This window comes from Stenotrophomonas sp. SI-NJAU-1 (assembly GCF_020883215.1).
Classification (GTDB): domain Bacteria; phylum Pseudomonadota; class Gammaproteobacteria; order Xanthomonadales; family Xanthomonadaceae; genus Stenotrophomonas; species Stenotrophomonas indicatrix.
On sequence record NZ_CP086598.1, the window covers coordinates 2,674,947 to 2,701,331 of the forward strand.

Below are 26,385 nucleotides of genomic sequence, written 5' to 3' on the forward strand. Positions count from 1 at the left end.
CCGTCGCCCAGGCGACGGTGTTGCTCTTGAGGCAACAGGCAGCACCGCGCTGGCACCGGCTGCACGCCGAACCTACCGCAGGCAATAGCTGAAGCGTTCGCCCAGTGCCATGGCCTCATCCTGGCGCTGCGCCCGTTCAAGCACATCGACGATCTGCTGGAAGCGCGCCCCCAGCGCCTCCCTGGAAACCTGATGGCCGCTCCAGGTCAGCTGCAGCGGGCGCTCGACGCTGGCACTCAGCAGATCCCATAGGGCGTCGAGATTGTTCCCATAACCGCGCTCGACACCCAGCGCGAACGCCAGCGTCTCGTGGAATGCCCGCTCGCTGTGGATTCGGTTGCCGTCCAGCTCGATGTCCATTGCGGGCTACTCCGTTGCCAGCGGTGAGGGAAACGCCAACCTGCATGCCATCCCAGCCGCATGCGCAGGCCTGGAGCGTAGCACCGCACCTCGTTGACTTCGCCACCGCGCCGGCCTGACAGCCTCATCACAGTGGGAAAACGAGGATGGAGACACCTGCCTGCAACCGAGAACACCATGCCGGACACCGGCCACTTCGCCATCCACGCCTTCGAGGCCGCGTTCACTATTTCCGGCGACGTGGAGCGCATTATTTCGCTCACCGTGTCATGCCGTCATTGTGCGGAGATCACCTGCGCCCAGGATGCAAACCTGTTGCACCTGCCGGGCGGTACGCTGTTCCGTTGTGATGCCTGTGGCTGCCACCAGGCCATCAGCAATGCGCGCCTTTCGGACTGGCAACTGCCGCCCCTGCTCGGCGTATGAGGACGTACCATGCCGTTGACTGAAGAACAGCTCACCATCCTGCGCGCGATTGCCGATGCGCGCCCTGTAGGAAGCGATGCGGCGACGTGGGCCGTGAAGGAAGGCCTGGCGGTGCAGGCGGAAGATGCGGATATCGACCTGACCCCACGTGGGCGCGACATGTTGGCCTCCCAACCGGCGCGCTGACCTGCAGCCCGCACGTGCCGTGGTGAGCTCATCAAGGCATCTGCGCGCTGGCGGTGCGACGAACACGCGGCGTAGATCTGCGTTGTTGCAGAGTTGCGCACGCCAGCTCCCAAGCGCGATACAGCCCTCATGCACCGCCAGCTTTCCCCCACCTGCCATGATGCGATTGCCTTGCGGGCCGGCGCGCTGGGCAGCGTGCTGGTCGTGGCGCTGTTCAAGGCCTTTGCGCTGTCCGCCGCTGCGGCAGGCTCGATGATGACGGTGGCGCTGTGGTTGCTGGGATGCGGTCTGCTGGCAGCGTGGGCCCTGGCGGCCTGCCTGACCTGCCTGGCCTTGAGCCGGCGCGTGTTCGTGTTGATGCTCGCGCTTTCGACGGTGTTCCTGATCTGTATTGGCTGATGACAGCCCGGCAATCCTCAAGTGCCTCCACAATTGTTACTCAATAACAAGTGGCGCCAGTCCGATTGCGCGTGCGCCAGGTCACGGATTGAATTCGATGGCCAGACCGGCCCTCTCGAGATACCCCATGCGCATCCTGCAACCCCTGCTCCGCTTCGCCCTCTGTGTCCTTGCACTCGCCTCGATCAGCGCCTGCGCCACCTATGATGATTCGGCCATGCACGCTGCCTGCCAGGAGTCGCCGCATGTGAAGGACCTGCCACCTGAGGTTGCCGCCCGCGAAAGCAGCTGCAGCAAGGGCGTCGAAGTCTGGTCGAGCGAGCGCAAAGGCAGTGACCAGCCGCTGGACCTGAGCGGCAAGAAAAAGGGTCTCTGAAAGACGGCGGCGCAGCCCTGCGCGGGTTGCGCCTGACCTCAGGCGGGGCAGCCCGCGGATGATGCCCTGGCGCGGCTGGGCGCCTCGATGCTGATGGCGTCGCTGGTGGCCGCCTACGAACGGGCGCTGCGCGTCCCGTCCCGCGGCAGCGATCCGCAGCAGGCGATGCTGCCGCCGATCGTGCGCGGCGCAACCGGCGTGCGGGTGGCACTGGCCGACACGCCCTGCACGGATCCGTCCGCCCGTCCATAACGCAATCGAGGGATGGGCGCCGACCATTGCAAATGCTAATCTTTCTCATTTGCAATCAAATCGGATACCCCCATGCCCCACGTTCTGCCCTGCCATGGCATTCTGTGCCTGGCGACGACACTGGCCCTGGCTGCCCCGGGATACGCCGCCGACGCCCCGCCCAGCCGCGTACAGGAGCTGGACAAGGTGGAGGTGCGTGGCCGCGCACAGACGCTGTACCGTGTGGATGACGCCGCCGTCGGCACCCGCACCGATACGCCGCTGGAACTGGTACCGCAGTCCATCCAGGTGCTGCCGCGCGAACTGATCGACGACCAGGCCGCACGCCAGGTGACCGACCTGTACCGCAGCATCAGCGGCATCAGTTTCTTCAGCTATGCGGGCGTGACCCTGCGTGGGTTCCGCCAGGAAAACGTGCTCTATGACGGCCTGCGCGGCGATCCGTATGCGGGCTTCGCGGTGCCCCAGCTGTTCAACATCGAGCGGGTGGAGGTGCTGAAGGGGCCGGCCGGCGCACTGTATGGCGGTGGTGATGCCGGCGGCGTCATCAATTATGTGACCCGCAAACCCCGGGCCACGGCTGAGCGCCGCATCGAAGTCCAGCTGGGCAACGAGGATTTCCGCGCCGGCTCGGTCGAGGCCACCGGCCCCCTGGATGCGGCCGGCCGCGTGCGCTACCGCGTCGGTCTGTACGGCGACGCCGAGCAGGGCGTGCGCTGGAACACCGACAGCGAAAGCGTGATCGGCGATGCATCGTTGGCCTTCGATGTGGGCGATAGCGGCGAGCTGACCCTGCAGTTCACCGACATCACCCAGAACCTGGGCGGCAACCGCCTGCGTGGTGTACCGGTGAATGACGCAGGTACGTTCCTGACCGACCGCCGCTGGAACCACAACGAGGCCAGCGACTTCCTCGACATGCGCGCCAAGGTCGCGCTGGCGCAGTATCGCTTCACGCCGGCCTCGAATCTGGATGTGGATTTCGCCGCGCGCTGGTTTACCAACAACGAGCATCAGATGTATCACGAGCCGATGGGGCTGATCGACCGCGATCGCGATGGCGTGGCCGAGTGGATGACGCGCCAGCTGCGCAACCAGATCCGCGACAACGAGGCGTTTACCGTCAACGGGAATGCCGTGTGGCGGGTCAGTACCGGCCGCATCGAGCATAAAGTGCTGTTCGGCGCTGACGTGTACCAGCTCGACGCCGACTTCACCGCACAGACCGCCAACAGCGCCGATCTCGCGCGCGGCGCGGGCCCGGTGCGTGGCATCGACCTGTTCAATCCAGTGTATGGCGCCAGCACCTGGCACGACTACGCTCTGGCTACCCTGCCCTGGCGCAGCACCTCGACGCGCAGCACACGCTACGGCGGCTACCTGCAGGACGAACTTGCGCTGGGCACGCGCTGGCATGTGCTGGCCGGCCTGCGCTGGGATGGCTTCAAGGACGAGGATCGCCTCGGCGGCAGCAGCGTGGATGGTCACGACCTCAGCTGGCGGCTGGGCAGCACTTTCACCGTGCGCGACGGGTTGAACCTGTACGCGAACGTGGCCAGTGGATTCGTGCCACAGAGCGCGGCCAACCAGGACCGTGCTGCCGGCGGCCCGTTCGACGCCGAACGCAGCAGGCAGTGGGAGGTGGGCATGAAGTCGCTGCTGGCCGAGCGTGTGACCCTGAACATGGCGGCCTACCGCATCGATCGCAGCAACATCGTGCAGGCCACCGGCGAAGTGATCGCAGGCGTGAACCAACTCGCCGCTCTGGGCCTGGTGCGCAGCACCGGCATGGAACTGGATCTGCTGGCCGACGTGACCGATCGCTGGGTGGTGAACCTCACCTACGCGTACAACGACGCACGGGTGAAGGATGCCGGCCCGAACGGCATCACCAATGCCTCCGGAGACCGCTTCGCCAATGCACCGCGCAACACGCTCGGCCTGTGGACGCGTTACGACCTGCCTGCACTGAACTCGGCCATCGGTTTCGGTGCCGACCATGTCGGCGAGCGCATCAGCCTGGACGGGCAGAACGTGAAGGCCTACACCGTGTTCGACATGAGCTGGAAGACCACGTGGAAGCAGTGGCAGTTCCAGGCCAACGTCAAGAACGTGTTTGACAAGGTGTATGCCGCCAGCGGGTTCATCGAGCGCAATGGCCATTTCCCGGGCGAGCCGCGCCGGGTTTACGTGCAGGCGGCCTACAGCTTCTGAGCCGGGCAGTCCCGTGCCCACCGGCCTCACCTGCCGGCACGACGTTCCTGATGCGAGGCAGCAGGACTGCAATCCACTGCAATTGCGTTATTCTTGCGCGCAGTCAGCCACGCTCGCAGGCGGCCATCAGCCGCGATTGCAGCACAGCATCAGCGTTGCGGACCAGCACACGATTCACCATGGATGTTCCAACGCAATCACAGGGGAAAATGGATGAAGAAGTTCCTGTTCGCAGCGATCATCGCTGTGTCGCTGGTGGGTTGCACCACCAATCCGCCGCTCAATTTCTCGGTCCCGAACGTCGGGGTCAGCAGCAAGAAGATTGACGGCGAGCTGAAATCACTGACGGTCACGCTGGCACGTCCGGATGAGGCCAAGGGCAAGATTCCCGCACAGGCCCAGCACGAAGTGCCGCAGATGTGGCAGAACGCGCTGACCGAAGCGCTGAACAAGATGGCCGTGTTCCGTGACGACGCGCCAATCAAGTTGAGCCTGTCGGTGAAGATCCTGGCCATCGACATCCCGAACTTCGGTGCTTCGATGACCACCAAGACGATCGCCCGCTACGAACTGATTGACCGCGCAACCGGTGGCATCGTCTATACCCAGGATGTCAGCGCCTCCGGTGAAGTTCCGTTCAACTACGCTTTCGCCGGTGTGATCCGCGCCCGTGAGTCGATCAGCCGGTCGGCACAGAACAACATCGCCCAGTTCCTGCAGGCCCTGGAAACTGTGGATGTGTCCAAGCCGATGTTCCCGAACAAGCAGGAAGCGCCGTGAAGCGCGTGCTGCTGTCCGCATCGGTTGCCGCGATGCTGACGGCCTGCGCGCCCAACGTGCGCACCGACAGCTATTCCATCGGCGCGGTGGGACAGGTCAACCGTACCGTCAGCGGTACGGTCATCAGCGTGCGTGCGGTCAGTATTGACGGTTCACAGGGAGGTGGCGCCGTTGCTGGGGCTGCCGCCGGCGGCGTGGCCGGCTCCACCATCGGTGGCAGCGATCAGGCTGCGGCCATCGGTGCCATCGGTGGCCTGGTGGTGGGTGCCATCGCCGGTGCGGCTTCCGAACGCGCGCTTTCGCAGGCCAAGGGCCTTGAGTACGTGGTGCAGACGGAGAACGGCAATCTGATGACTGTCGTGCAGGGACCCGATCCGGTGTTCAGTACCGGCATGCGGGTCCTGGTGCTGTATGGATCGCCGTCACGGATCATTGCCGATCCACGGCAGGCGAAAGCAGCGCCGTAATCCTCTACGATGCCCCTTTCCAGAAGGGGCATCGTTGTATCCCGGGTTTTGTCCTCAGGTCACCCGCATCGGCAGGGTCCGCGCATGCCGAGGCATCGATCTCCCGCCGCTTCCGCTGTGCTATCGCCTGCCGCTCTCAAGGTTCACCGCTTCAGCTGCTGCAGCGACTGGGCTAGCGGCGACTGGACTGCAACAGCAGCGGCCATTGCAAGGCCCCCAGTGGTGAACTGTCAGCATCCGTTGCTGATGGCATGAGCGCGACAACAGCTGTGGGGCATGCGACGCCTCTCGCAATCCTTCGTGTTGACACCGCCGTCCACGCTGCCCCAGTCATCACGCAATCGAATCATGGAACAAGGCAGCGGCCGACCTGCAACGACAGCGCCTCGCACGCATCGAACAGGCCATCGACCAGCGCCGCCGGCGGATAGCTGCCCGGATCGTCATTCTCCCTTGCCACATGCGCGGCATGCAGCAGTGCGCTGAGGGCGGTGATACCGGATGCGCTGCGCGTGGCCAGCGCCAGATCGAAGGCACGCCCGGGCGTTAACCGGGTCTCGGCCCACGGCTCGCCGTCGGCACGAAGCTGTTTGCCGTGGCGATCCAGGAAGGTGAGGAACGCAGAGCGCGGAATGGACTCTGCGGCCTCGCAGAGCGCGTCCTCCATCTTTTCAGCCAGCGCATTGGGAAGATCGCGCACGGCATCGCCGAGCAGTGCATGCAGGCGGGGATAGTCGGGAAGCAGGTCGGGCATGGCAGCAACCTCACAGATGAGGCCACCTGCAGACGCAAGGTGGCGGACGGTGCGGGTTGGCGTGCCGGATACATTGTCCAATGCCGGCGGATCGAAAGATCCCCACGCACCGTCCGCCATGGACTGGCAGGCGGTGCATTGTCGTGATTGCAATAAGAGCTGCAACCACGACTCGACGGACAACGTATGTTCGGGACGCCAATCCCGGCCAGGGCGGGTGCCTTGGCGAGGTCATCGTTTGCCCTTCAATTCGTGGCGAAAAGAGGCAGATGCGGCATTCCGCGCAGCTCGCGACAGGGCGCCGCAATTGAAACTCCAAGCTGTGACCACCTTCACTCGGCGCTGCTGGCCTGTGCCCCCTGCGCTGCTGCCGATCGCAGCCAAGACCCTCAGCACGCCTGCCGGTCGCGTCACACGCAGCGGTTCGCGACCGGCACGACCGCCTATTCAGCAAAATCGACCTGAACCGGCGCATCATGGCCCTTGGTCTGCAACGGAAGCGAACCATGGGACGGAACTGGATTGTGATGGGGGACCCGACCTCAAGCGGTGGCCGGGTGATTACGGCCTCAACTGAAACCGACATCGGCGGCATCGGCGTCGCGCGGGTCAGCGACAAAGCGACCTGCCCTACCCTGCATAAAGGCGTCTTTCCGATTGTCGAAGGCGATGCCACCTTGATGGTGGATGGCCAGCCGGTGGCGCTGCATGGCAGCGCGCTGGCCTGCGGCTGCCGGGTGTTGTCCAGCCAGCAGGCCGTGGTACACGTCACGGGTGGAGGCGGTGGCGGGGGCGGCGCTGGCAAGGCAGCAATGGTGGCAAGCGCGGCCGCACAGCTCGCCCGCAAACTGCCCGCCGCGTACGACCAGGCCGTCCGTTTCCTCGGTGTGCAGGGCGCACCGTTGGCGGAGGTGCCGTACACGCTGCATCTGGCCGACGGCCAGACCCTTTCCGGCACCACCGATGCGCAGGGCGAGACGGCGCGGGTATCGACCGCGCAGAGCCAGGCCATCGTGCGTGCCGAACTGCGCCCGCCGACACAGCCGGCCGGCTGCTGTGCGCGCACGGCACCGGCCAGCACCGACGAAGCAGAAGTGTTCGATGTGGACGGCGTGGTGACCACCGCCGAGGGCATGGGCACCTCCGTGGTACCGGTGAGTGCGCCTGGCCACGAACGCGCCATGACTGCGGGCGAGATCGAGATGGCACGCCTGGTGTTCGGCGATGCAGTCGACTACAGCACGGTGAAGGTCCACAACCACGGCTACTGGATGTTCTTCGGTTTCCAGGACAAGGACACCGCCGTCACGCCCAACGGGCAGATGTATTTCCCCAAGGGAATCTATCGTGAGGATTACTCCGCCGACGACGTCGATTTCCAGCAGTTCTTCATCCACGAGATGACCCACGTCTGGCAGTATCAGCTCGGCTACAACGTCAAACTGGTGCGGGCGCCCCGGCCGAACATGAGCTACGACTATCTGCTCGATGAAACGCGCCTGTTCCATGAGTACAACATGGAGGCACAGGGCAATATGTTGGCAGATTACTTCCTGGTCACCTTCCGTGACTCCCAGTGGCGCATGAACAATGCCCGTTATCGGGCGACAGCTGACATCGGCGCGCAGCTGGAACGCGCCCTCTCCCAGTTCCTTGCTGACCGCAGCAGCAAGGACAACCTGCCGAGGACGACCCGATGATACGCGTGCGATTGCCAGTAGCCCTGTTTGGCCTGCTGGGTCTGCTGCTGCCGATGATGGCCAGTTGTTCGCAGCCGCGAGGAACCTATCAGCGCGCAACGATCCAGGAGAGAGAAGGCGCACTCTGTTTTGGTGTGCCCGACACGCGTGAAACGCGTGACGCTCCCCCGCTCATCGCCGGCGTGACAGTAACGGAAGTGGGTAAAGGAAATCAGCCTGTATGGCAGCGCATTTTCCTGCGCGAAGGGGCTCCCGAACCTGCGATGCCTCCAGACCAGTGCTTGACGTATGGCGCGGGCAAGACAGCCGCCCCGGCACTGGGGGTGGGCAAGTATTACCAAGTGGTTCTCTCGGGCTACACACCCGGCGCGCCAGGCAGGGAGGGCGAGGCGCAGAAGCGCGTCTTCAACGCCTGCTTCCATGTTGAGGACGTCGCCGGCAAAGGCGCGGTGAAGCCTGTCGTTTCGGACTGCGCAACGGCGCCCTCTTCCGCACCACCATCTGCGCAGCCATCCGGCAAGTAGCGGATACCTCTTTAGAGGACGACGCCATGACGAGACTGCCGCTGACCTTGCTGGGGCTGCTCCTGCCGATGATGGCCAGCTGCTCGTCGCCAGCCGGTCGCTACCAGCAGGCGACGATACAGGGCCGTGATGGCGTGCCCTGCTTCGGCGTGCCCGATACCCATGAAACGCGCGTCAACGCTCCCCTTGTCACCGGCGTGTCCGTGATGGAAGTGGGCACCGGTGGCACCCCGCTATGGGAACACGATTTTCTGCGCGAGGGCACAACCGAACCCGCGCTGCCCCCCAGCCAATGCCTCACCTACGGCGAGGGCACGGCCTCCGCCCCCGCGCTGCGGCCGGGCAAGCGCTACCAGGTGGAGATATGGGGGCGCACACCCGGCACGCCGGGCAAGAAGGATGAAGCACAGGCGCGTGTGTTCAGTGCCTGCTTCCATATGGTGGACGTGGCCGGCAAAAGCATGAAACCCGTCATATCGGACTGCGCGACCGCACTCTCGGCTGGACCGCCACCCGTGCGCGAAGACGGCACGTAGCAGATGCGTCTTCGAGGTGACCCGTTGATGCGACAGACGGTGGCCTTTGTGATCCTGCTGCTGCCAATGATGGCCGAGGGTTCACAGCCACACGGGACCTATCAGCGCGCCACGATCCAGGAGCACGATGGTGTACCGTTGCGAGGATGCTGCGACGATGGACTGCGTTTGACCTTGCTGGGCCTTCTGCTACCCATGAAGACGAGGTGCTGATCACTTCCAGGCGTTTACCAGCAGCCGACGATACAAGATCGCGATGGCGTGCCGTCTTTCGGTGTGCCTGACACGCGCGGACCACGCGCGAACGTACGTCTGATCGCACGCGTTGCGGCGATCGAGGTGGGTACAAGCGGCGTGCCAATATGACAGCACAACTTCCTACGCGCCGGATCGACCGAGCCTGTTCTGGCCCCCGGCCAATGCCTGCGCTACGGCAGGGCGGAACACCCGCTAAGCGCGTTGCGGCGCTAGATCACACCCCGGCCCGGCAGTATGCAGCCCAGTCGATAAAGCCCCAGCCTCCAGGGGCTTTTCAAAAATTCTGGCGAAGAGTGTGGGAGGCAGTTGAGTCTTGCCTGACCGTTTGAGCCACGTGGCGTTCACAAACCGGGGTTGTGCCGTGTTTTGTGCCCCGGCCACCCTAACTGGTTTGGTCATTGGCCGGCTAGGCTGTCACTCGCCATTCTTACCCCATTTTCGCCAGCTGGAATCGCTCGCTGGCTGGCCTGGCGAGGCATCAGGTCTGGTCGCAGCAGCTGGTCGCGGCGGGACAGGCGTGACTGCGGGGGGTGATGGCGCCTGCAGTTCGTGTGCAGGCAACGGTGTCGGCGACGCGGCAACATTGGCAGGCACGAAGATCGCAATCGCTCGGCCAACTTTGCTGAACTGGGCAGCCGAATAGCCCACGCCGGTCGCGTAGGCAGAATTGCCATAGGTGTTCGCCGTGGCGTACCCGCTGTTAACGGAGCCGATGTACTGGTTATCCATGCCTTGTAGGAGGATGCCGTTAGCGCCCAGCGCGGCGGCTTCTCCCTTTAGTCGATTCACAACTTTGTTCATGCGGCTCTGGGCAGAAAAGCCGTTAGCGCCCAAGTCCGAAGCTTCTAGGAGTGCAACAGCCTCGTAGCCTACCGGTGGTTCCGAGTAAACCCTAACCTGCTCCTCAGCAATGGGCGGTCTAGCGTTACCAACCAAAATGGATGACGAGGCACATGCTGCCAATATGGCCGTGGATAGTCCCAAAACCAGCGCCCTGACAATTCCAATGCTCATACCTTTCCCTACGGTGGTCGATTCCCGCGGGCAGTCTACTGCCAAACAGGGCCTGAGCTTCAATCCATCGCCGGGGCGAGCGAAGCCCCTTTGCCAGTGGGTCCAACCGGCTTAGACATGGCCGCCCATGGCGTCGGCGGTGCCAACGTCGCGGCAGGACGGGCGAGTAGCCCCAATGATCTGGCTCCCTGAGAACGGGGGTGAATGATCTGGCTCCCTGAAAACGGACGCCATGAAGCCGTTTCAGGCGGCAGCCCTGAGCTGCCGGGCGTAGGCATTGGGCGATTGATAGCCCAGTGCCGAGTGTAGCCGGGCGGGATTGTAGAAGCCGTGGATGTAGGTGGCGATGGACTGGCTGGCCTGCTCCCGGCTTGAGTAAGGATCAGCGGCCTCTTCGGCCTTGAGCGTGGCAAAAAAGCTCTCGGCTACTGCGTTGTCCCAGCAATTGCCAGGCCGGCTCATGCTTTGGACCACCCCGTGGGATTGCAGGAGCCGGCGAAACTCATTGCCCCAGTATTGCCCGCCCCGATCCGAATGGAAGATCAGGCCAGGCCGTTGTGGATGCAGGGCCCAAGCGTTGGCAAAGGCTTTCACCACCAGGTCCTCGGTCATCCGGTCGGAAGTGCTGTAGCCCAGCACCTGGCGGGTCTGGACGCTGATGACCACCGCCAGATGCAGCCAGCCCTGACGGGTGGCGACATAGGTGATGTCTCCGACCCACGCCGTCGGCCCGGCACCAGGAGCGAATTTTCGATCCAGCAGATTCGGGGCGAGGGTCGAACTTCCGGCCGAAGCGTTGCGCCGCCAGCGCCCCTTGGTCTTACCCTGGATGCGCTCCTCGGCCATCAGCCGCGCCACGCGCTTATGGCCGATGTGATGATTCCGGTCGCGCAGGGCCCTGACCAGCCGATGTCGTCCATAGCTGCGCTTGCTGGCCGCATGGATAGCCCGAAGCCGGCACGGAGTGCTGCATCGGGGTCGGTGGCTGCGCCGGACTGTCGGCGCAGATAGTCATGGAATCCAGAGACGGATACTCCGAGAACACGGCACAGTAACCGGGTCGGGTAGCGAGTCCTATGGCTGGCGACGAAGGCGTACCTCACTTGGACTCTTTGGCAAAGAACGCCGCCGCTTTTTTAGGATTTCCCGCTCCATCCTCAGGTTGGCGTTCTCGGCCCGCAGGCGGCTGATCTCGCTTTCCAGGTCGGTGGCCGGTCTACGGGCCTCCGAGGTCAGCGACCGGCCGGCCCGAACAGCGTCGACCCAATTGGCCAGCGTTTTGACCGACATCTCCAGTTGTCGCGCCGCTGCGGCTGGGCCGAGTGACTCGGCCAGCGCCACAGCCTGGTGCTTGAACTCATCGGTGTAGCTACGGCGGGTGATACGGGACATAAAAGGACCTCCAAGTGCGATCAAAGTATCGCTTCTTGGCGTCCGCTCATGGGGAGCCAGATCAGAATCCCTCGCACACTCCCGCCCCGTCGGCACGTCACCCGTATCTCCACTGCCTGCTCCTGAGTCAGCATCGGCAGCCTCGAAAAGGCCACCATGGCCGCCCGGGTGGGTCAGTTCTACATCGGTGCTAACAGCTGGTCGGATGGGCTAGGGAATTCGGAACTCAGTGCTGATTGTTCAGACCATCTCTAGCGCCACCCCGATCCCTGCCAACCACGCAGTTTCGCGAACTCGAAGCCGACGGCGTTCTGATCCTGCACGTACATGCCGAGGTGCCGCCGTCGGACCGTGAACTATCTGGGTTCGGGCGCACACCGATTCCGGTGCTGCCGTGTCTGCGCGACTGAGGGGCGACACCTACAGGGGGGGGCATCAAGAACACTTCCTGAGGCCACGCGGTTTATCGCGTTTGGCCAGTTGCTGGGGCCGGGGCCGCGTGCCATTTAGGAAATGTTGTACCGGTGAATTCCGTCATTCGATGGGCAGTTCGCCATCCCTTGTCTCATCTGGCGCGAGCACAGATCAACGCGGGTTTTCCCTACTTTCTGGAGCCAACGCATTGCGCCAATGATGGCCGCGCCAAGGTACCCCGCTTTGGCCGGAATCAGGACCCCACACTTGCGTATCACGACGATACAAACGGTCTGCCCGCCAGTGGCGGGCGGTGCGTCCCGCTACTGAGGCCATCATCAGAGATGCATGAAAGATGCTACCAGCAACTCAGCTCTATCCAGGCTGCCTGTTTACACCACTACCGCTGATCAAGGAGGCAGCCGATCCCCGGATCTGGGAAGACCATGCAATCGTTGTCTCCAGCCCTCAACCGCTGTCTGGACACACATTTTCCTCAGTCCCACTTACTGACTGGAGAATGGATGAGGCAGCGTTGCGGCCAATCCTGCTCATCACAGCACGGCTAAATCGTGTCCACAGGCTTCACCCAATAGAAAGCCAATCGCTTGCTCCCAGCTTCGGGGACAGCTTCACCCACAGTCTACGCCCGTTGGCAAACAGCGATGTCCAGGATTGGAGGCGTTTCCTTGAGCAGATCACCCACTGCGCCGGGATCTCGTCGTTCCAACTTCGATCGGATCGCTCCTGGGTTGGTGCCGCATCGCCATTGGAAGCCGGCCTGGTCTGCCCTTCCATAGCAAGAGTTCCGCATCAGATGGAGGATCTGATGTCGTTCCTCGCAGATCATCTCGACAACCGAAATGGGCAGGTGGACGAAGCTGCTGCATTCCAATTTTTGTCGATTCATCCGCTGCATGACGGCAATGGCAGAGCGGTGCGATCCCTGCTGATCAAGATGTCATCCAGGAAGAAAAGCCCATACCCGCTCTACATTGCATGGCGGCTGATGTTCGACAAGATTGGCCTGATCAGATCGTGGCAGGAAGGACCTCGGAGCGGTGGCACGTCATTTGATGAGAACCACTATATGCAGTGGCGCCAGACAGGATCCAGCATCGGAAAAGCCTATCTCGATGCTGCAGCAGCAGGCTGCGACACTCGAGCTCTGGACTGCGTGACAGCCTTCGGAGAGCTTTCTCCAGCTGGGATATGCGCAATGAACGGCACGACAAGCCGAGGGCTCTGCACAAAAATAATTTCCAAACACGAGGACTGTAAATACACCAGGCTCTATAGCGAAACGCTTCTCTCTCTTGTCCAAAGGATCCGCAAGGACAGCACCTGGGGCGAAGAGATCTCCGTTCAAACGATGCAAATACAAGGACGACCGAGATAATGCGACACGCGCACCACTCAAATCACACCACAGCGCGCCCCTGTGACCTAGGGGCCGCAGTACGGCTTAGCATCAGATTGACCTTGGTGATCGCAGGATGCTTCTTCGCCGTTCAGCCCGGCCTCGCAGACACTTCGACGGATAGAGGGACGACTAATCTTCCCCCGGTGAATGTCCCCCCGCCTCCCTATGTTCCTCCATATACTCCCCCGATGGAGCCGCCAGCTCGCCCCCCTGACCTGGGATACGACCCGGGCGGCTCAAACGGTGGGGGCGGTGGTGGGGCTGGCAGCGATCCACAACAATCCTGCACCCTCTTGATTGCTACCCGGCCTGCCGCCTGCCCTAATCCTATTCCCATGCCAACAAATCCACTACATGGAGATGATCGAATACCTGCTGGCCAACAATCCTCCATGCGAATGGCTCATTCGTTCGTCAACGGCAATGCCTACTGGGAAGGAATGCCGATTCAGATGGACTCCGGAGCCATCTGGTTCCTCCAGGCCGCCCTACAGGACCAGGTGGACAATTTCGCCTCAGGCGCAAGCTTAGTGGATACCAACTCTCGATTGCGTATTCACCTTGGTTTGACATGTGACATGCAGCTCACCGCATCAAGTGAGTATCGGGTAGGGGCAGCGCTGACCAAGCCTGAGCAGTATTGCATCCAGATGCTGAAGGCCTTTGATGCCGAGGCCAACGACAATCAGAACTTCATGTTCTGGTTCATTGAGCATCAACGTGCATTGGGCATCCCTCTCGAAAACTATGTCCCATATGGGATCATCGACCTCATTGACACACGAAACTCGATCGGTGAGAAATGGCGCGCGGTGACGGAGGATGCTTCATGCTCCAAGTGGTGGACCCAGGTTCAGAACAATATGTGTGGGGTACAGTGATGCACATGAGATCGATCTTGCTTACGGCCATCCTGGCGGTCACCGCCACTGCCTGCTCGGAACAACCGACCTCAAACCAGAGCGCAGAATCACCGGCGGCAGAAAGACCCGCGTCATCGTCCGCCGAAGCGGCTCTCCCCCCGCAGGCCAGCACGCCGCGACGCTCAATCACCGGTAGCCCATCGGGTTCCAACGCGGCTGCAATTGCAGAGCGCATGTGCACCGGAGACTGCAATGAAGCTGGCCCCCTGCAAGCAAAATCTCAAGAAGAAGCTGAGTGGCTGATCCGCCACAAGTACCCTTCACAAGCTGAACTCGAGCACCTACAGTCAGAGTCGCTGGACGTACTGCAACAAAAGGCGTCAGCGGGTGACACCACTGCATCCACCGTATTGGGAAAGCGAATCGCCTTGGAGAAGAACTTCATGGACGGCCAGGTCATGCTCCGAAATCAGGTACTCTCGGGCAACTTCTACGCGCTATATGCGATCTCAGAGTCATATCGTGAATCGAGAGTGCCAAACGCAGTGGATGGAGCAGCCTACCTTCGTTTGGCCTACATCATGGGCGATCAAAAGGCAGCGATCGAAATCGCGAGGATGCGACTCAGCTCAGCTGAGCTGGCGGCTGCCGATAGCAGGGCGTCTCTGCTTTACAAGGGATTTGCAGGCGACCAAGTACCTGATCCACGCCCCCAAGGTTAGGCGCATCGCAGGCCTAGGGGTGTTCGTTCAGGGACACTCCCACTCTGCCGTACGTGAATGGTGTGATCTGATGCGGAAGTGTCATCGAGATCGTGCCAGGGCAGGCGCCCTGCCCGCAGCTTCACCACCATCCCAAAAAGCCCCTGCGTAAACAGGGGCTTTTCAAAAATTCTGGCGGAGAGAGTGGGACTAAACGTGCCGACTCTTAAGCCGTTGATATGCCTACAGAACTCAAATCGGACTGTGTCCTGGTGAGTGTCCTTCAAGTCTACGATCTGGGCACCCGCCAAGCAACATTAGCCCCACCGAGTCTTATATCCATGGGCAGCGGGATGATCGCTCTTGGTTCCCATTGTCGAGCGCCGCTAGTCACTCAGCACAAGTCTGCGCGTTCAGTATGGTGCGTTCAGACAGTCGCCTGCGTCCCCCATTTAAGCCTTGGGTCGAGCAGGGCGTGGGCGAAGATCAAGCTGGCCATTGGAAGGAACGCCGTTCCGGGCGTCACCCTCGCCTAGGTTGATGCCTGAGCTCCTTGCACGGGGTCCCTTTATGCCAAATCTTCGCTCAAGGTGGTTGCCCGCTTCCACCATCTGCTCGCGAGCCTGATTGATCGCTTCCGCTTGAAGCGCCCCTGCGCGCTTGGAAATGTGCGCCTTGGCACGGAAGTAGCGCTGCTTGGCACGAGCAGCTTCGCGAGATGTGGGCGTAGCGTCATACTCGGACAGCTTAGCCCGAGCCGATAGGTAGGCCATGCGGGCACGCTGAGGCCTCACGACCGCATGCGCGTAGCTCATCACCGCCAGCGCCAAACGTTCAGTGTCCTCATACAAGAACGAACTGGTCGCATAGGCGTCGACTCGTCGACACATGAGTGTGGTGTAGGCTTTTTGAAACTGTGGTTCGATCTGGATGCCGCCCACGCTTCTAAGCATATCAAGCGAGTCTTGCGCAGCTTGGCGCTGGCTCTCCAACCATTGTTCGACAAGCTCTGCTTCGGCGTTAAGAACCTCCGCGTCTTGCCCAGTCGCCCGTGCCAAACGCATAACCCGGCTGATGCGTCGCGTAATCCCCACTGGAACGGCAGTGGGCATAATCCGTGCACCAGTCGGTCTCGCTATGCCTGCGGTGTTTCCTCTGCCTGGCGTCCCCTCCGGTAGGGCCGCCTGTTCGCGCGCACGGTCCGCCAACGCGGCCTGGTGGGAGTGTCCTTCGGGAACGCCATGCGTCAAGGTGGTTGTTTGCAAGCGCCGGCTAATAATCCGCTCCACGAAGCTCCCTGCTGCAAGCGCGTGTTCCACACCCAACTTACTGACCTGGCGCATCATCTCGGTCCGGGTCTTGCCCATATGCTTCGTTGGAGGACGGCTGAACTCTTTGGCTCGCGCGAAATCTTGCTTCAATGCCGCTTCCCGCGCTTGAGCCCTTAGGGATCGGTGGTCTACTCGATCCGTGCCACCTGCGCGCTCTAAGTGCGCGTTGATGACCCCTTCAATGGCTTTTCGAAGTTCCCGAATAGCCTTGGCGCCGCCGCCCTGGCGCGAGTCAAACGCCATGCCGGCGCGCTCGCCGAGTCCTTTAGAGCCGACCTGTCGCGCCGACATCAACAAGTGCACATGGTGATTACGCTGATCGCCTTCTTTGGAGGGGGCGTGAATGGCAACCAAGACTGCCACTTGATAGCGGTCCACCATGAGCTGCCCCAGATCCAGCGCAAGGGCCTTGCGTTGCGCGTCTGACAGGCTGTGGGGCAAAGCGACCTCGACCTCGACGTCCCCCCGGTTTGAGTAGTGGGCGGGTTTAGAGTCCGGTGCTGATGTTATCGTTCTTCGCCGCCAACTGCGCGGCGTACTGGGCGGGGGTTAGCCCGCCAAGCGCTCGCTTGGGTCTTTCTTCGTTGTAGTCGCGCCGCCAGCTTTCGATGCTGGTGCGGGCATGAAGCAATGTCGGGAACCAGTGCTCGTTGAGGCATTCGTCGCGCAGCCGTCCGTTGAAGGACTCGACGTAAGCATTTTGGTTCGGTTTGCCCGGTTCGATCAGACGCAGGGCAACTCCCTTTTCGTGAGCCCAGGCCACCATCGCCTTACCGCAAAACTCCTTGCCGTTGTCTGTCCTGATCACTCGTGGCAGGCCGCGCTGCATGGCCAGTCTGTCCAGTACCCTGGACACGCCTTGCCCGGATATTGCCCGCTCCACTTCGATGGCCACAGCCTCGTGGGTGGCGTCGTCGACGATGGTCAGGCACTTGATCACCCGGCCTTCGGCGGTACGGTCGAACACGAAGTCCATCGACCACACCTCATTGGCGGCGGACGGCCGCAGAAGGGACTGGCGCTCGCCTGCCGGCACCTTCTTACGCTTTCTGCGACGCACCTGCAGGCCCGCTTCCTGATACAAGCGCTCCACTCGCTTGTAGTTCACTACAAGTCCTTTCCGCCGCAGCTTCAGATGGATCATGCCCACCCCGTAGCGTCTGTGCCGGTGCGCCAGCGCAGCGATCTGCTCGCGCAGCTCAACGTTGAGGTCGGGCCGAGGCTCATACCGCAGTGCGCTCGCGCTCATCCGTACGACCGTGAGCGCTCGCCGCTCGCTCAGCCCCTTCTCGACCATGCTCCGCACCAGCAGCCTGCGCGCCGGCGCGGTCACCACTTTTTCGCAACGCATCCTTGATGACGTCGTTCTCGAAGACCTGTTCTGCCAGCAGTTTCTTCAGGCGTGTGTTCTCCGCCTCCAGGTCCTTGAGCCGCTTTGCGTCGGGCACGCTCATGCCACCGAACCTGCTGCGCCACAGGTAATACGAGGCCTCGCTGAAGCCATGCTGGCGGCAGAGGTCCTTGATGGGCATGCCGGCCTCAGCCTCGCGTAGGAAGCCGATGATTTGCTCTTCGGAAAAGCGCTTCTTCACGTCCAATCTCCTTGTTATTGAGGATTGGACTCCAAACCGCTTCGCTACTCAATCTTGGGGGGACGTCGACCTCACGGCAAACGCGGGCGTTAGCACGTGTTTCGGCTGCTTCGTTGGCGTCCCAGAACTTTTGAGGGTCGTAGCACCAGCTTGGCGCCCCAATTGGCGCGAGCATCTGGTGGTGAGCAACGCCATGACGATGAGAGTAGCGGTGGTAAAGACCAGTGGCGTTGTCGACGAGATCAAACCCGGCACGATAGGCAGCAGCGGCGACAGACGATTCGCCTTTGCCACGCGAGAATGATTTGAGTGTTGCGTGATAAATAGCCATTTTTTTAGGGCTCCTGTGAATGACGCCCCCAACTAAACGCGCGACTTCTCTTCGTCTAGTGCAAACGGTCAACTGCGTGAGCGAGCTCTAGCTCACACTTTCCTCTGCGACTCGATTGGTCTGCCTGCCTGGCCATTTGACCCCGTCAAATGCGAGCGCGTCAGCGATCGGCCAAACCCTGGCAGGCCGCACGGTTTACGCGAAGCGAAAACCATAAGTGCGGTTTTGACTTCCTGTTTTAGGGGTCTTCCACACCCTAAATCCCGCCCCAATTGACGCCCCCAATCGCCAACAAACCTACGCTGAGCGTATCTTTTTGTGAACGCAATATGAATGGAGAGCACCAGTGGTTGACGCTGGCGCCGTTTGCTCTCGCGCTAGACTGAGATGCTGGTCACAGAGAGGGCCCCGTCATGCGGCGCGTCGTCCCAGTCCACATTTGCAAGGAATGCTATGCCGATCACCGGGGTCAAGATCAAGGGTCTGAGCTGTTTCACTACAGAGTTCTGCGGCTTCGACGAGTTCAAGCTGATCAACGTCATCATCGGGCGCAACAACACTGGCAAGTCGCAGCTGTTGAAGATCATCCAGAGCCTCTGCTCGCCCGATCACACCAAGTCGCGACTTCCTGCCTCGTATCGTTTTACAGGCACATTCGACGAGGTGACGCTCCAAGGAATTTTTGCCAACTCTCAGCGCTCTGGCGCCCTCGGCGTTCCAAACACGGACAGCAACTGGACGTTTCATGGCCTGCGCTTCGTTGATACACCAGTGAGCTGGATCGAGAATGCGCACGGATCCGTAAATGACCTGTCACATCAGGCGAAAGAGATGTCTGATGCCTTGGGCAGGATCCTCTCCCATCAGGTTAACGAAGCGACGGAGATGGAGCTTGCTAAGGCAGCAAGTCGACTCAAAAGTCCGTTCACCGACAAGATCTTTCGTCATATGCTGGCTGATCGCGACATACGGAATGAGCCTGCCGCCGCTAAGCTCGCTCTTCGCTCAGATGGACAAGGGGCGACAAATATCATCCGCGATCACTTGATCCGGGCTGACAACATCATGGTGACGCGGCGCCGCATTCAAGATGAACTGCGAGGGGCACTTAACCATATCTTCGGCCCGGACGGGTCCTTTTCTGCAATTTCTGTGCAACAGCATGAGGACGGGGAATGGGAGATCTTCCTTGAAGAGGCGGAAAAAGGGCTGATCCCGCTGAGCAGCTCAGGCAGCGGCTTGAAGACAGTCATCCTCGTTCTGCTCAACCTCCTGGTGATCCCTACGCTTGAGAATAAAGCGGCAAGTGACTATGTGTTTGCGTTCGAAGAGCTTGAGAACAACCTTCATCCTGCGCTTCTCCGACGCCTGCTGCGGTTCATCGACGGGTTCGCCGACGAACACCAATGCCCGATCTTTCTGACTACCCACTCCAGTGCCACGCTCGATCAGTTCAGTCGCTCGGATCACGCCCAGTTTGTGCGCGTTTCACATGATGGGACTGCTGCATCGACCCAGACCATCTCCGCGCATTTTGATCACTCTCAGGTAGTCGGTGACCTAGGTGCCCGCGCGTCAGACATCTTGCAAGCGAACGGAATCATCTGGGTTGAGGGTCCCTCAGATGCCATCTATCTCAACCATTGGATTGAGACCTTCTCCGAAGGCAGTCTCTTGGAAGGCCGTGACTACGCCTGCGCCTTCTACGGCGGATCATTGCTCTCTCGGACCACGCTCAGTGACCCCACGGCAGCCAACCCGGAGTTGATCAAGCTCATCCAACTCAACCGCAACGCAGCAATGGTTTGCGACAGCGATCGGTCATCAAAGAGCAGTTCGCTCAAAAAGCGAGTTCTGAAAGCGCAAGAAGAAATGGCAAAGCTGCGTAATGGATACATGTGGGTGACTGCCGGCAAAGAAATTGAGACTTACCTGCCTGGCTCAGTGATTGGCAAGGCACTCAGCCTGAAAGCCGATCCCGTTGATCCTGCGCAGTTCGAGCTCTTCTTTCCAAGCGCATCTAAGTCGAAGAAGGGTGACTCTTACGTTGAGGCCAAGCTCAATCGGGCCAGCATTGACAAGGTTGAGCTTGCCCTCGCCTCTCGCGAACACACCACATCAGCCATCATGGCGCCACGCTTTGACTGGGCCGAACGCATGCGAGAACTGGTGGCCACAATCCGAACGTGGAACGATTAGTCCGGCTCGGTGAGGCGCTTCAAATGCTTGTTCAGGACCCATCCGAACCGCAACGCGCCCTCGTCGTCCACCGTTTGGACAAAACGCCACTTGCCGGCAGCGCGCAGGACCTGCACTTCCTCACCGTAAGGCAACCAGTGCGTGGCTGGCTCAGAGAGCTCTGCCCGAAATGGAGCGGAACGGACGATGACCTGGTAGGTGTGATCAGCCATCTCTAGATCCAATATGGCTTGATTTAGCGCGACCATCTGACGCCCGCTTCGATTCTGCTCGTCAAGCTTGGCGTTCATCGCCTGACTTTGCGCGTCAATCTTGGCCATGTGCTCAGCGTGGTCTTGATTGCTTCCTATTTCCGTATAGAGGAAGCAAGCGATTGTCAGCGCATATCCATAGAGGACCATTCGATCTGCATGCGGTAGACCGGATGATCGCAACGCAGCCAAACACCCCACCAACCATGAAACCAGAGACGTTGCCGTTGCCGGCATTGCAGCAGGGGGCGTTGCCATGTCTGGTGACGAGGCTGACGTATCCTCCGACGCCTCCTGCAAAAGCTGCTCCATGCGCTCTTGCATCTCGACGCTGGACATCTCCGATAGCCAAGACTGAAATGCCGGCGATTGGCTCAGCTGCGCTGCTACGTGCAACTGCTCGCCGAACTGCTCAGCCAAGCGCCTGACAGGTCCAATGCTTGACTCGAGTCGGCGCATCGCCTCGACGGCAGCGTCGCGTTGGGGCGCATACCGGTCGCGCCAAGCAAGAATGTCATTTGCCGTTCGGCTTGCAGCTATCGCGAGTTCGCTGACAACCGGCTGCCAAGGCATGAGGGACTGGCGCAATGCCATGGCTGATCGCCTGGCCATCTCTGCATATTCGTTCAACTGACCCATGCGGTCGGCCAAGTTCTGTCGTATGCCTGAGGACATACGCAGCACGTCGCTGTTGGCCAGCTCTATCGCAAATCGGGTAGCGGGTGACTCGATATCTCGCATAGCCGCAATCGATGGATGCTGCTGGGCCGCGTGGAGAGCATGAATGGCTGAGTTGCGTTGCATCTGCTCAACAAGCCGCGTTGCCGAGCTTCGGTCAATCACACGCGTGAGCCGCGCACCCGGCGTTTGGTCTGGCTGACACGCGTCTTCCTGGTCCGAAGTCATTGGCAGCTCGCAGATAGGTTGCCCTATCTTAAAAGCAGCCTACCCGCTCGGCCAGCTTCCGCTGCGCAGTTGGGTTCTACGCAGGCAAACCGCTACGGCTGATCCTGCGCTGTGCGATCAATCTGAGCGTGGCGAACCCGGATTTCTTCGGCTAGTGCCCGAAGCTCTTCGGGTTCGTAGTCCTGGACAGCTTTGATCAGCTCGGCTAGTTCCGGCGTCTCGGCAACCAAATACGCCACGGACACGCCCAAGGACTGGGCGATCTTCAAGGTCGTTTCCCAGTCGGTCGCATGGACGCCGCTCTCATAGCGGCTTATGTAGGGCCCCGCCCGCTTTTCATCCAACCCCACGCTTTTCCCCAGGGCCCGCTGAGAGACGCCAGACGCTTTGCGGACCTCCTTCATGCGGGTCGCGATAAGGGTCTGGATCGAGAGGGCGAGCGCGTTCATCTGGGAATGATGAACGTCAGTTACGCCCAACGCAAAGTTACGTTGAACGCATCATACGTTTGACGTAACCTTTTTGGCAAGCCCGCTCCGGATCGGCACCCCTCCATCGCCTGATGCTCGCTCAAGCGCGCTCGTCCAATCGGCCCCTACGGTCTTCGCCCGGGCCGGTCCCACGCCTGCATCGATTGCGCGTTTCAAGGTCTTGGTGCTTCTACCTACATAGATCGCGGCTTCAACTGCATTGAAGTAGGCGTCTTCGGGGCGCTCTTCCAAACGGCGGCGCGCTTCCGCGAGCTGCTCAGCGGTCAGGCGCTTCTGCGCAACTTGGGTCAAACGGAATGGGATGTCACTGCTTTCGTTCATCGGAGCCTCTACTCCTGCCAAGCGTTCATGACTTGACAGATGCGCGCTTTGCCTTAAACACGGAGAACTTCAACTTCTCAACTATTTATGAACATCGAAGAGTTTTGGAACAGTGCATACATCGCCGCGCTTTCTCGCTTACCGGCCAGAGACGCCCGCCGCGAGGCGGACCTTGCCACTGAACTCTGTATTGAGCATTGGCGTTCGCATCGACGTCATTGGGAGCCGGCCTATGTGACGATGTGGAAGGATCAGGATGTGACGAAGGCTGTGCCCAATCGAACGCCAGGCCAGCCTCCGCCTGACAACCTCTAAACCTAGATCCTGCGTATCCCGTTGGTCTGATTATTTTCAAGGCTCAAAGAATTATTAAGTTGTTCAGCCTGTTTCTCGGCTTCGGCAACAGCAAGGGCCGGATCCGCGTAAATACCTACAATCTCGCTCCCCGCGCTGGGCAGCACGACGAATTGAGTCTTAGGGAAGTTCCACTTTCCTCCCTCTAAAAAGCTCACGCGCCTGACGATGTAGCTCCCGTCGGCCGATGCCCACTGATGGGTCACCACCTTGAGTTGCTTCCCACTGACTTGGCCAACTTTAATACCAAATGCATCCCAAGCGTCAGCCACGGACGCATCACCCGGTTGAACCAGCTTACCGTTAACAGCATCTAACAGTTTCTCGAGCACGAGAGGACGACTATCCCAGCCGCTAATAAACTGAAAATCGCAACCATCCCCCTGCTCGGTGCCGTGCGCCCACGTCAGCTCAACAGCAGACAGCTCTTCGCCCGCATCCGGCTCTTCGAGTCTTACGATCACAACCTTGCTTCCCATTAGCTCCCCCTTCACTGGTGTAGTTAGGCATTCAACTCAAAATGGCGAGCAGCACCGGATCCTGACCCTCGCATTACCTTCTTAACCCACGGCATCTTTTCCAGCAGCCGCGCATCGTCCACCATGGTGTAGCTTCCGGCAACGTCTCGGCTGTCGCGCTGATTGATAAGCCGCTCCTCTACCGCACACGCAGCCACTTCCTCGGCCACTGTAGCAAACGTCCGACGAAGACCATGGGTCCGAAGCGACTCAATCTCGCCAGCTTTCTTCAAACCCTCTAAGGCCTCAGTCACATCAACGTCGTTATGCCGCGTTGCTCCGAGCACAGAACGCCCATAGCCCAGCACTACGCCTTTCCTGACGCTCGCAGACGCAACTCGTAGTTCAGTGACGCCAGTCCCGGTGAGTGCTTCCCCATTCCGTTGAGCTTTTCTTTAGCCGTGAAAGCACGGCTGTACGTTGCGTGATGCTCATCGTCCAACTCATGACCGACGATCTGAGCGCGCAGCTCGGAAGCCACGCCGAGCGTTTGCAGCTCTTGAATGAAGGTCTTTCGCAGAGAGTGGAAGCCGCGCTTCGCTTTCGGCCAATCCTTACCAATGGTCGCCAGATGTCGGCTAAACGCTTTCGTGATCCAGTTGCCCTGACCATTGAGCGCGTCACCCTTCGCTTGGGGGAACAAGCGCTTGTGTCCTGCCGCTTTGCGCGTTGCAACCCAATCCATAAAGCCCAGTGCCAAAAGATCCGGATGCAGAGGAACGGTCCTAAGACTGACCTCCGTTTTGACTTTTTGGTTCTCGCCCTCGTCAGAAATTCGAATGCAAGGGAGCTTTCCTTCCAACACGATGTCTGCAATCAAGAGCTGCCCCACTTCCGACGCTCGAGCGCCTGTGTAGAGGCCAAGGAGCGACGCCCATCGAGCGTTCTCAGAGAGCTTCTCGATGTTGCTTGGCGAGAAGATCGTTTGGATCTGATCACGGTCGTAGGCTTTGAAGCCGAGCTTGCGCCGAGCGCGCTTCTCCCGCAGCGAATAGCTCACATGCCCGGTTGCGGGATTGTCGCCTTGGGGGAAGTAACCGGACGCCATGGCCCAGTCGAAGAAGCCCGCTTTCCCACCTACATAACTCTGCTTGTTCGTCAGTGTTGGCGTCGAGGCGCCATTGTCACGAAGATGTTGATACCAGCGTGCCAAGTCGGGCCTCGTGACCGTGTGGAGCTTTGACTTAGGCCCGAGGAACGCTACGAGCGACTCGACTGCGGCTGTCTTGATCGTATAAGTCTTAGGCAAGGTTCGCGGCTTGATGCTCGCCAGCCACGCGTCGCGCGCCTTCTCCAACGAAATTGTCTCGCTGACCTGAGGACGCGGCTCGCGAACAGGCCTAGGCTCGGGATCGAGCATGCCGATCGCATCCACTTCTGCGGCTGTGGCGAAGGTCTGCGCCTGGCGGAATAGACGGACATCGTCTTCGCTGTCGATCTGCCAGCGTTCCGTGATCGTGCCATCTGCCGCTTGCGTTCGATGAAGCGTCAAATCGTGCCGATCTGCACCGCTGCTTAGGCGGTCAACGAGGGCGTCCAAGTCTTTTTTACTAAAGCGGTCCACTCGCTGGTCCCTCAGCAGGTCGTAGGCGTGAGCATAGCCTGATGCCAAGACAATCGCGCGAAGCCTGGCAGAGGCCAAGTTTGTGGTTCGAAGCGTTTGCTTGATGAGCTTACGGCCGATGACGACCTGCAAATCGCTGGGCACGCGCTGACGAAAGGCGTAGGTGCCTGAGGTGGTCCGAATCAGGTGATGGGGGATGCGCATTCGGGAGATGTGTCCCGATCTGTGTCCCGCCGGCAGACCCAGATACTCGAAATAAGTTAAATAAAATCAATAACTTATATGAATATTGGCGGAGAGAGTGGGATTCGAACCCACGGAAGGTTTGACCCTTCGCCGGTTTTCAAGACCGGTGCCTTAAACCGCTCGGCCATCTCTCCGTATCGGCCCAGCCTGCTGGCCGGGCACGCATTCTCGCACGGCCGGGCGATTTGCCCAAGACCGTTGTTCCGTCGTGGGTGAGCCTCAGCCCGCATCCACCGCCAGCGCACCCAGCGCGCTGGCCTTGATGCGCTCCTTGGCCTTCTCGCAGGCGCCACCGCAATCCAGGCGCGAGGCCTCCAGCTGCGGCGGCAGGTGCTCGGCCAGGAAGTCGATGAATACCCGCACCGCCGGCAGCAGGCCGCGACGCGAGGCGAACACGGCATGGCACACGCCCTGCGGCAGCGACCAGTCCGGCAGCACCACTTCCAGCTCGCCGTTGCGCACGGCATCGGCGCAGACGGTTTCCGGCAGCATGGTGATGCCGAAGCCGTCCTTCACCATGCTCTGCAGCAGCGGGAAGTCGAAACCGGCCACGCGCGGCTGCAGGTCCACCCGGCGCACCGCGCCTTCCGGTCCGTGCAGTTCCCAGCGCTGGCGCGCTTCGTCTTCGCTGATGCTGAGGGTTACGTGGTTGGCCAGCTCTTCCGGGTCCTTCGGGCGACCGGCGCGGTCCAGGTATTTCGGGCTGGCCACCAGCAGCTCCTGCACCTGGCCGAAGCTGCGCATCACCAGGCTGCCGTCGTCATCCAAGCGCGAGCGCACGCGCAAGGCCACGTCGTAACCTTCGTTGATGATGTCCACGCGGCGGTTGCTGATGTTCAGCTGCAGCCGCACCTTCGGGTACTGCTCGAGGAACTTGGGCAGCAGCTTGGGCAGCTGCATCTGCGCCAGCGACACCGGCACGCTGGCGCGTACCAGGCCGCGCGGCTCGGCGCTGAGGCGGTCCACCACCTCGCGGGCGGCCTGCGCCTCGGCCAGCATGGTCTGGGCGTGGCGGTGCACGCTGGTGCCGACATCGGTAACCGCAAAGCGGCGCGTGGAACGCTGCAGCAGGCGCACGCCCAGGTCGGTTTCCAGCTGGCTGATACGGCGGCTCAGGCGCGACTTGGGAATGCCCAGTGCGCGCTCGGCGGCGGCGAAACCGCCGTGGTCGACCACCATGGCGAAGTAGTACAGATCATTCAGGTCATGCATACCCGAGTTCCATTGATAGAACAATACGTG

The 26,385-nt window shown here is 61.0% G+C and carries 29 protein-coding genes, 1 tRNA gene and 1 pseudogene; 15 read left to right on the forward strand and 16 right to left on the reverse strand.

The features are described 5' to 3' along the window. Positions 1-72: 72 nt before the first annotated feature. On the reverse strand, positions 73-360 hold the full coding sequence (locus tag LMF57_RS12255; protein ID WP_117310720.1) for a barstar family protein: 288 nt from the start codon (positions 358-360) through the stop codon (positions 73-75). Between the two features lie 177 nt (positions 361-537). On the opposite strand from LMF57_RS12255, the gene LMF57_RS12260 reads away from it, so the two are divergent. The 8 genes from LMF57_RS12260 to LMF57_RS12295 all read left to right on the forward strand — a co-directional run bounded on the left by LMF57_RS12260 (position 538) and on the right by LMF57_RS12295 (position 5,460). Further along, positions 538-786 (forward strand): hypothetical protein, encoded by a 249-nt coding sequence (locus LMF57_RS12260; RefSeq protein ID WP_117310721.1) that lies wholly within the window; start codon positions 538-540, stop codon positions 784-786. A gap of 9 nt (positions 787-795) precedes the next feature. Beyond that, positions 796-972, forward strand: coding sequence for a hypothetical protein (locus LMF57_RS12265; RefSeq protein ID WP_229289952.1), 177 nt, complete (start codon positions 796-798; stop codon positions 970-972). A gap of 129 nt (positions 973-1,101) precedes the next feature. Then, complete coding sequence (locus tag LMF57_RS12270) at positions 1,102-1,371, forward strand: hypothetical protein (protein ID WP_117310722.1); 270 nt, start codon at positions 1,102-1,104, stop codon at positions 1,369-1,371. 127 nt (positions 1,372-1,498) lie between these two features. Beyond that, positions 1,499-1,747, forward strand: coding sequence for a hypothetical protein (locus tag LMF57_RS12275; protein ID WP_229289953.1), 249 nt, complete (start codon positions 1,499-1,501; stop codon positions 1,745-1,747). An 87-nt stretch (positions 1,748-1,834) separates the two neighbouring features. Then, positions 1,835-1,999, forward strand: coding sequence for a hypothetical protein (locus LMF57_RS12280; protein WP_229289954.1), 165 nt, complete (start codon positions 1,835-1,837; stop codon positions 1,997-1,999). Between the two features lie 72 nt (positions 2,000-2,071). Beyond that, positions 2,072-4,213, forward strand: a complete 2,142-nt coding sequence (locus LMF57_RS12285) for a TonB-dependent siderophore receptor (RefSeq protein ID WP_229289955.1) — start codon at positions 2,072-2,074, stop codon at positions 4,211-4,213. A 213-nt stretch (positions 4,214-4,426) separates the two neighbouring features. Then, a complete protein-coding gene (locus LMF57_RS12290) occupies positions 4,427-4,993 on the forward strand; it encodes a UDP-N-acetylglucosamine acyltransferase (protein WP_117310725.1) in 567 nt (188 codons plus the stop codon). Then, a complete protein-coding gene (locus tag LMF57_RS12295) occupies positions 4,990-5,460 on the forward strand; it encodes a hypothetical protein (RefSeq protein ID WP_117310726.1) in 471 nt (156 codons plus the stop codon). Before LMF57_RS12290 ends, LMF57_RS12295 begins: the two co-directional genes overlap by 4 nt. Positions 5,461-5,806: 346 nt before the next feature. Here LMF57_RS12295 and LMF57_RS12300 read toward each other — a convergent pair whose 3' ends face one another. Next, positions 5,807-6,214, reverse strand: coding sequence for a hypothetical protein (locus LMF57_RS12300; protein ID WP_229289956.1), 408 nt, complete (start codon positions 6,212-6,214; stop codon positions 5,807-5,809). A gap of 527 nt (positions 6,215-6,741) precedes the next feature. On the opposite strand from LMF57_RS12300, the gene LMF57_RS12305 reads away from it, so the two are divergent. Genes LMF57_RS12305 through LMF57_RS12315 form a run of 3 tightly spaced genes read left to right on the forward strand, consistent with a single transcriptional unit; the run spans position 6,742 to position 8,974 of the window. Further along, complete coding sequence (locus LMF57_RS12305; RefSeq protein WP_229289957.1) at positions 6,742-7,914, forward strand: PAAR domain-containing protein; 1,173 nt, start codon at positions 6,742-6,744, stop codon at positions 7,912-7,914. Then, a complete protein-coding gene (locus LMF57_RS12310) occupies positions 7,911-8,438 on the forward strand; it encodes a hypothetical protein (protein ID WP_208082746.1) in 528 nt (175 codons plus the stop codon). Before LMF57_RS12305 ends, LMF57_RS12310 begins: the two co-directional genes overlap by 4 nt. Positions 8,439-8,464: 26 nt before the next feature. Beyond that, entirely contained in the window at positions 8,465-8,974 is a 510-nt protein-coding gene (locus LMF57_RS12315; protein WP_208082747.1) for a hypothetical protein, read from the forward strand. Positions 8,975-9,646: 672 nt separating this feature from the next. On the opposite strand, the gene LMF57_RS12320 is transcribed toward LMF57_RS12315, so the two are convergent. From LMF57_RS12320 to LMF57_RS12330, 3 genes are all read right to left on the reverse strand, one after another. Next, positions 9,647-10,033, reverse strand: coding sequence for a hypothetical protein (locus LMF57_RS12320; protein ID WP_208082748.1), 387 nt, complete (start codon positions 10,031-10,033; stop codon positions 9,647-9,649). A 456-nt stretch (positions 10,034-10,489) separates the two neighbouring features. Continuing rightward, a complete protein-coding gene (locus LMF57_RS12325) occupies positions 10,490-11,191 on the reverse strand; it encodes an IS3 family transposase (RefSeq protein ID WP_324255969.1) in 702 nt (233 codons plus the stop codon). A gap of 129 nt (positions 11,192-11,320) precedes the next feature. Then, on the reverse strand, positions 11,321-11,638 hold the full coding sequence (locus tag LMF57_RS12330) for a transposase (RefSeq protein ID WP_229289958.1): 318 nt from the start codon (positions 11,636-11,638) through the stop codon (positions 11,321-11,323). A 1,243-nt stretch (positions 11,639-12,881) separates the two neighbouring features. Between LMF57_RS12330 and LMF57_RS12335 the strand changes: the two genes are divergently transcribed. From LMF57_RS12335 to LMF57_RS12345, 3 genes are all read left to right on the forward strand, one after another. Beyond that, complete coding sequence (locus tag LMF57_RS12335) at positions 12,882-13,451, forward strand: Fic family protein (protein ID WP_229289959.1); 570 nt, start codon at positions 12,882-12,884, stop codon at positions 13,449-13,451. A gap of 422 nt (positions 13,452-13,873) precedes the next feature. Then, a complete protein-coding gene (locus tag LMF57_RS12340) occupies positions 13,874-14,356 on the forward strand; it encodes a hypothetical protein (protein ID WP_208082750.1) in 483 nt (160 codons plus the stop codon). 5 nt (positions 14,357-14,361) lie between these two features. Further along, positions 14,362-15,060, forward strand: a complete 699-nt coding sequence (locus LMF57_RS12345) for a hypothetical protein (RefSeq protein WP_208082751.1) — start codon at positions 14,362-14,364, stop codon at positions 15,058-15,060. Between the two features lie 431 nt (positions 15,061-15,491). Here the strand turns inward: LMF57_RS12345 and LMF57_RS12350 are convergent, their stop codons facing one another. From LMF57_RS12350 to LMF57_RS12360, 3 genes and pseudogenes are all read right to left on the reverse strand, one after another. Continuing rightward, on the reverse strand, positions 15,492-16,811 hold the full coding sequence (locus tag LMF57_RS12350; RefSeq protein ID WP_229289960.1) for a MobA/MobL family protein: 1,320 nt from the start codon (positions 16,809-16,811) through the stop codon (positions 15,492-15,494). Between the two features lie 46 nt (positions 16,812-16,857). Beyond that, positions 16,858-17,962, reverse strand: a protein-coding gene (locus tag LMF57_RS12355; protein WP_229289961.1) for an IS3 family transposase whose coding sequence is annotated in 2 segments (ribosomal slippage) — positions 16,858-17,707 and positions 17,706-17,962 — 1,107 coding nt in all. Because the reading frame shifts where the segments join, the coding sequence is not laid out codon by codon here. Positions 17,963-18,023: 61 nt separating this feature from the next. Further along, a pseudogene (locus LMF57_RS12360) lies at positions 18,024-18,293 on the reverse strand (MobA/MobL family protein); the annotation flags it as partial. A 453-nt stretch (positions 18,294-18,746) separates the two neighbouring features. On the opposite strand from LMF57_RS12360, the gene LMF57_RS12365 reads away from it, so the two are divergent. Further along, entirely contained in the window at positions 18,747-20,492 is a 1,746-nt protein-coding gene (locus LMF57_RS12365; protein ID WP_229289962.1) for an ATP-binding protein, read from the forward strand. Here the strand turns inward: LMF57_RS12365 and LMF57_RS12370 are convergent. The 8 genes from LMF57_RS12370 to LMF57_RS12405 form a co-directional block, all read right to left on the reverse strand. Next, positions 20,489-21,484, reverse strand: coding sequence for an SH3 domain-containing protein (locus LMF57_RS12370; protein WP_229289963.1), 996 nt, complete (start codon positions 21,482-21,484; stop codon positions 20,489-20,491). The genes LMF57_RS12365 and LMF57_RS12370 overlap by 4 nt on opposite strands. 257 nt (positions 21,485-21,741) lie before the next feature. Further along, the gene (locus LMF57_RS12375) at positions 21,742-22,098 is read right to left on the reverse strand and encodes a helix-turn-helix transcriptional regulator (protein WP_229289964.1); all 357 of its coding nucleotides are present in this window, start codon (positions 22,096-22,098) and stop codon (positions 21,742-21,744) included. 51 nt (positions 22,099-22,149) lie between these two features. Further along, positions 22,150-22,461, reverse strand: coding sequence for a hypothetical protein (locus LMF57_RS12380; RefSeq protein ID WP_229289965.1), 312 nt, complete (start codon positions 22,459-22,461; stop codon positions 22,150-22,152). A 317-nt stretch (positions 22,462-22,778) separates the two neighbouring features. Then, positions 22,779-23,294 carry a hypothetical protein gene (locus LMF57_RS12385; RefSeq protein WP_229289966.1) on the reverse strand — a complete coding sequence of 172 codons (516 nt, stop codon included), beginning with the start codon at positions 23,292-23,294 and terminating at the stop codon, positions 22,779-22,781. A gap of 23 nt (positions 23,295-23,317) precedes the next feature. Then, the gene (locus tag LMF57_RS12390) at positions 23,318-23,641 is read right to left on the reverse strand and encodes a hypothetical protein (protein WP_229289967.1); all 324 of its coding nucleotides are present in this window, start codon (positions 23,639-23,641) and stop codon (positions 23,318-23,320) included. Beyond that, positions 23,641-25,101: a site-specific integrase gene (locus tag LMF57_RS12395; protein ID WP_229289968.1), complete on the reverse strand. Its 1,461-nt coding sequence runs from the start codon at positions 25,099-25,101 to the stop codon at positions 23,641-23,643. Before LMF57_RS12395 ends, LMF57_RS12390 begins: the two co-directional genes overlap by 1 nt. Before the next feature lie 86 nt (positions 25,102-25,187). After that, positions 25,188-25,277 (reverse strand) — tRNA-Ser (locus LMF57_RS12400). Between the two features lie 85 nt (positions 25,278-25,362). Further along, complete coding sequence (locus tag LMF57_RS12405) at positions 25,363-26,355, reverse strand: LysR family transcriptional regulator (RefSeq protein WP_025878750.1); 993 nt, start codon at positions 26,353-26,355, stop codon at positions 25,363-25,365. Positions 26,356-26,385: the final 30 nt, after the last annotated feature.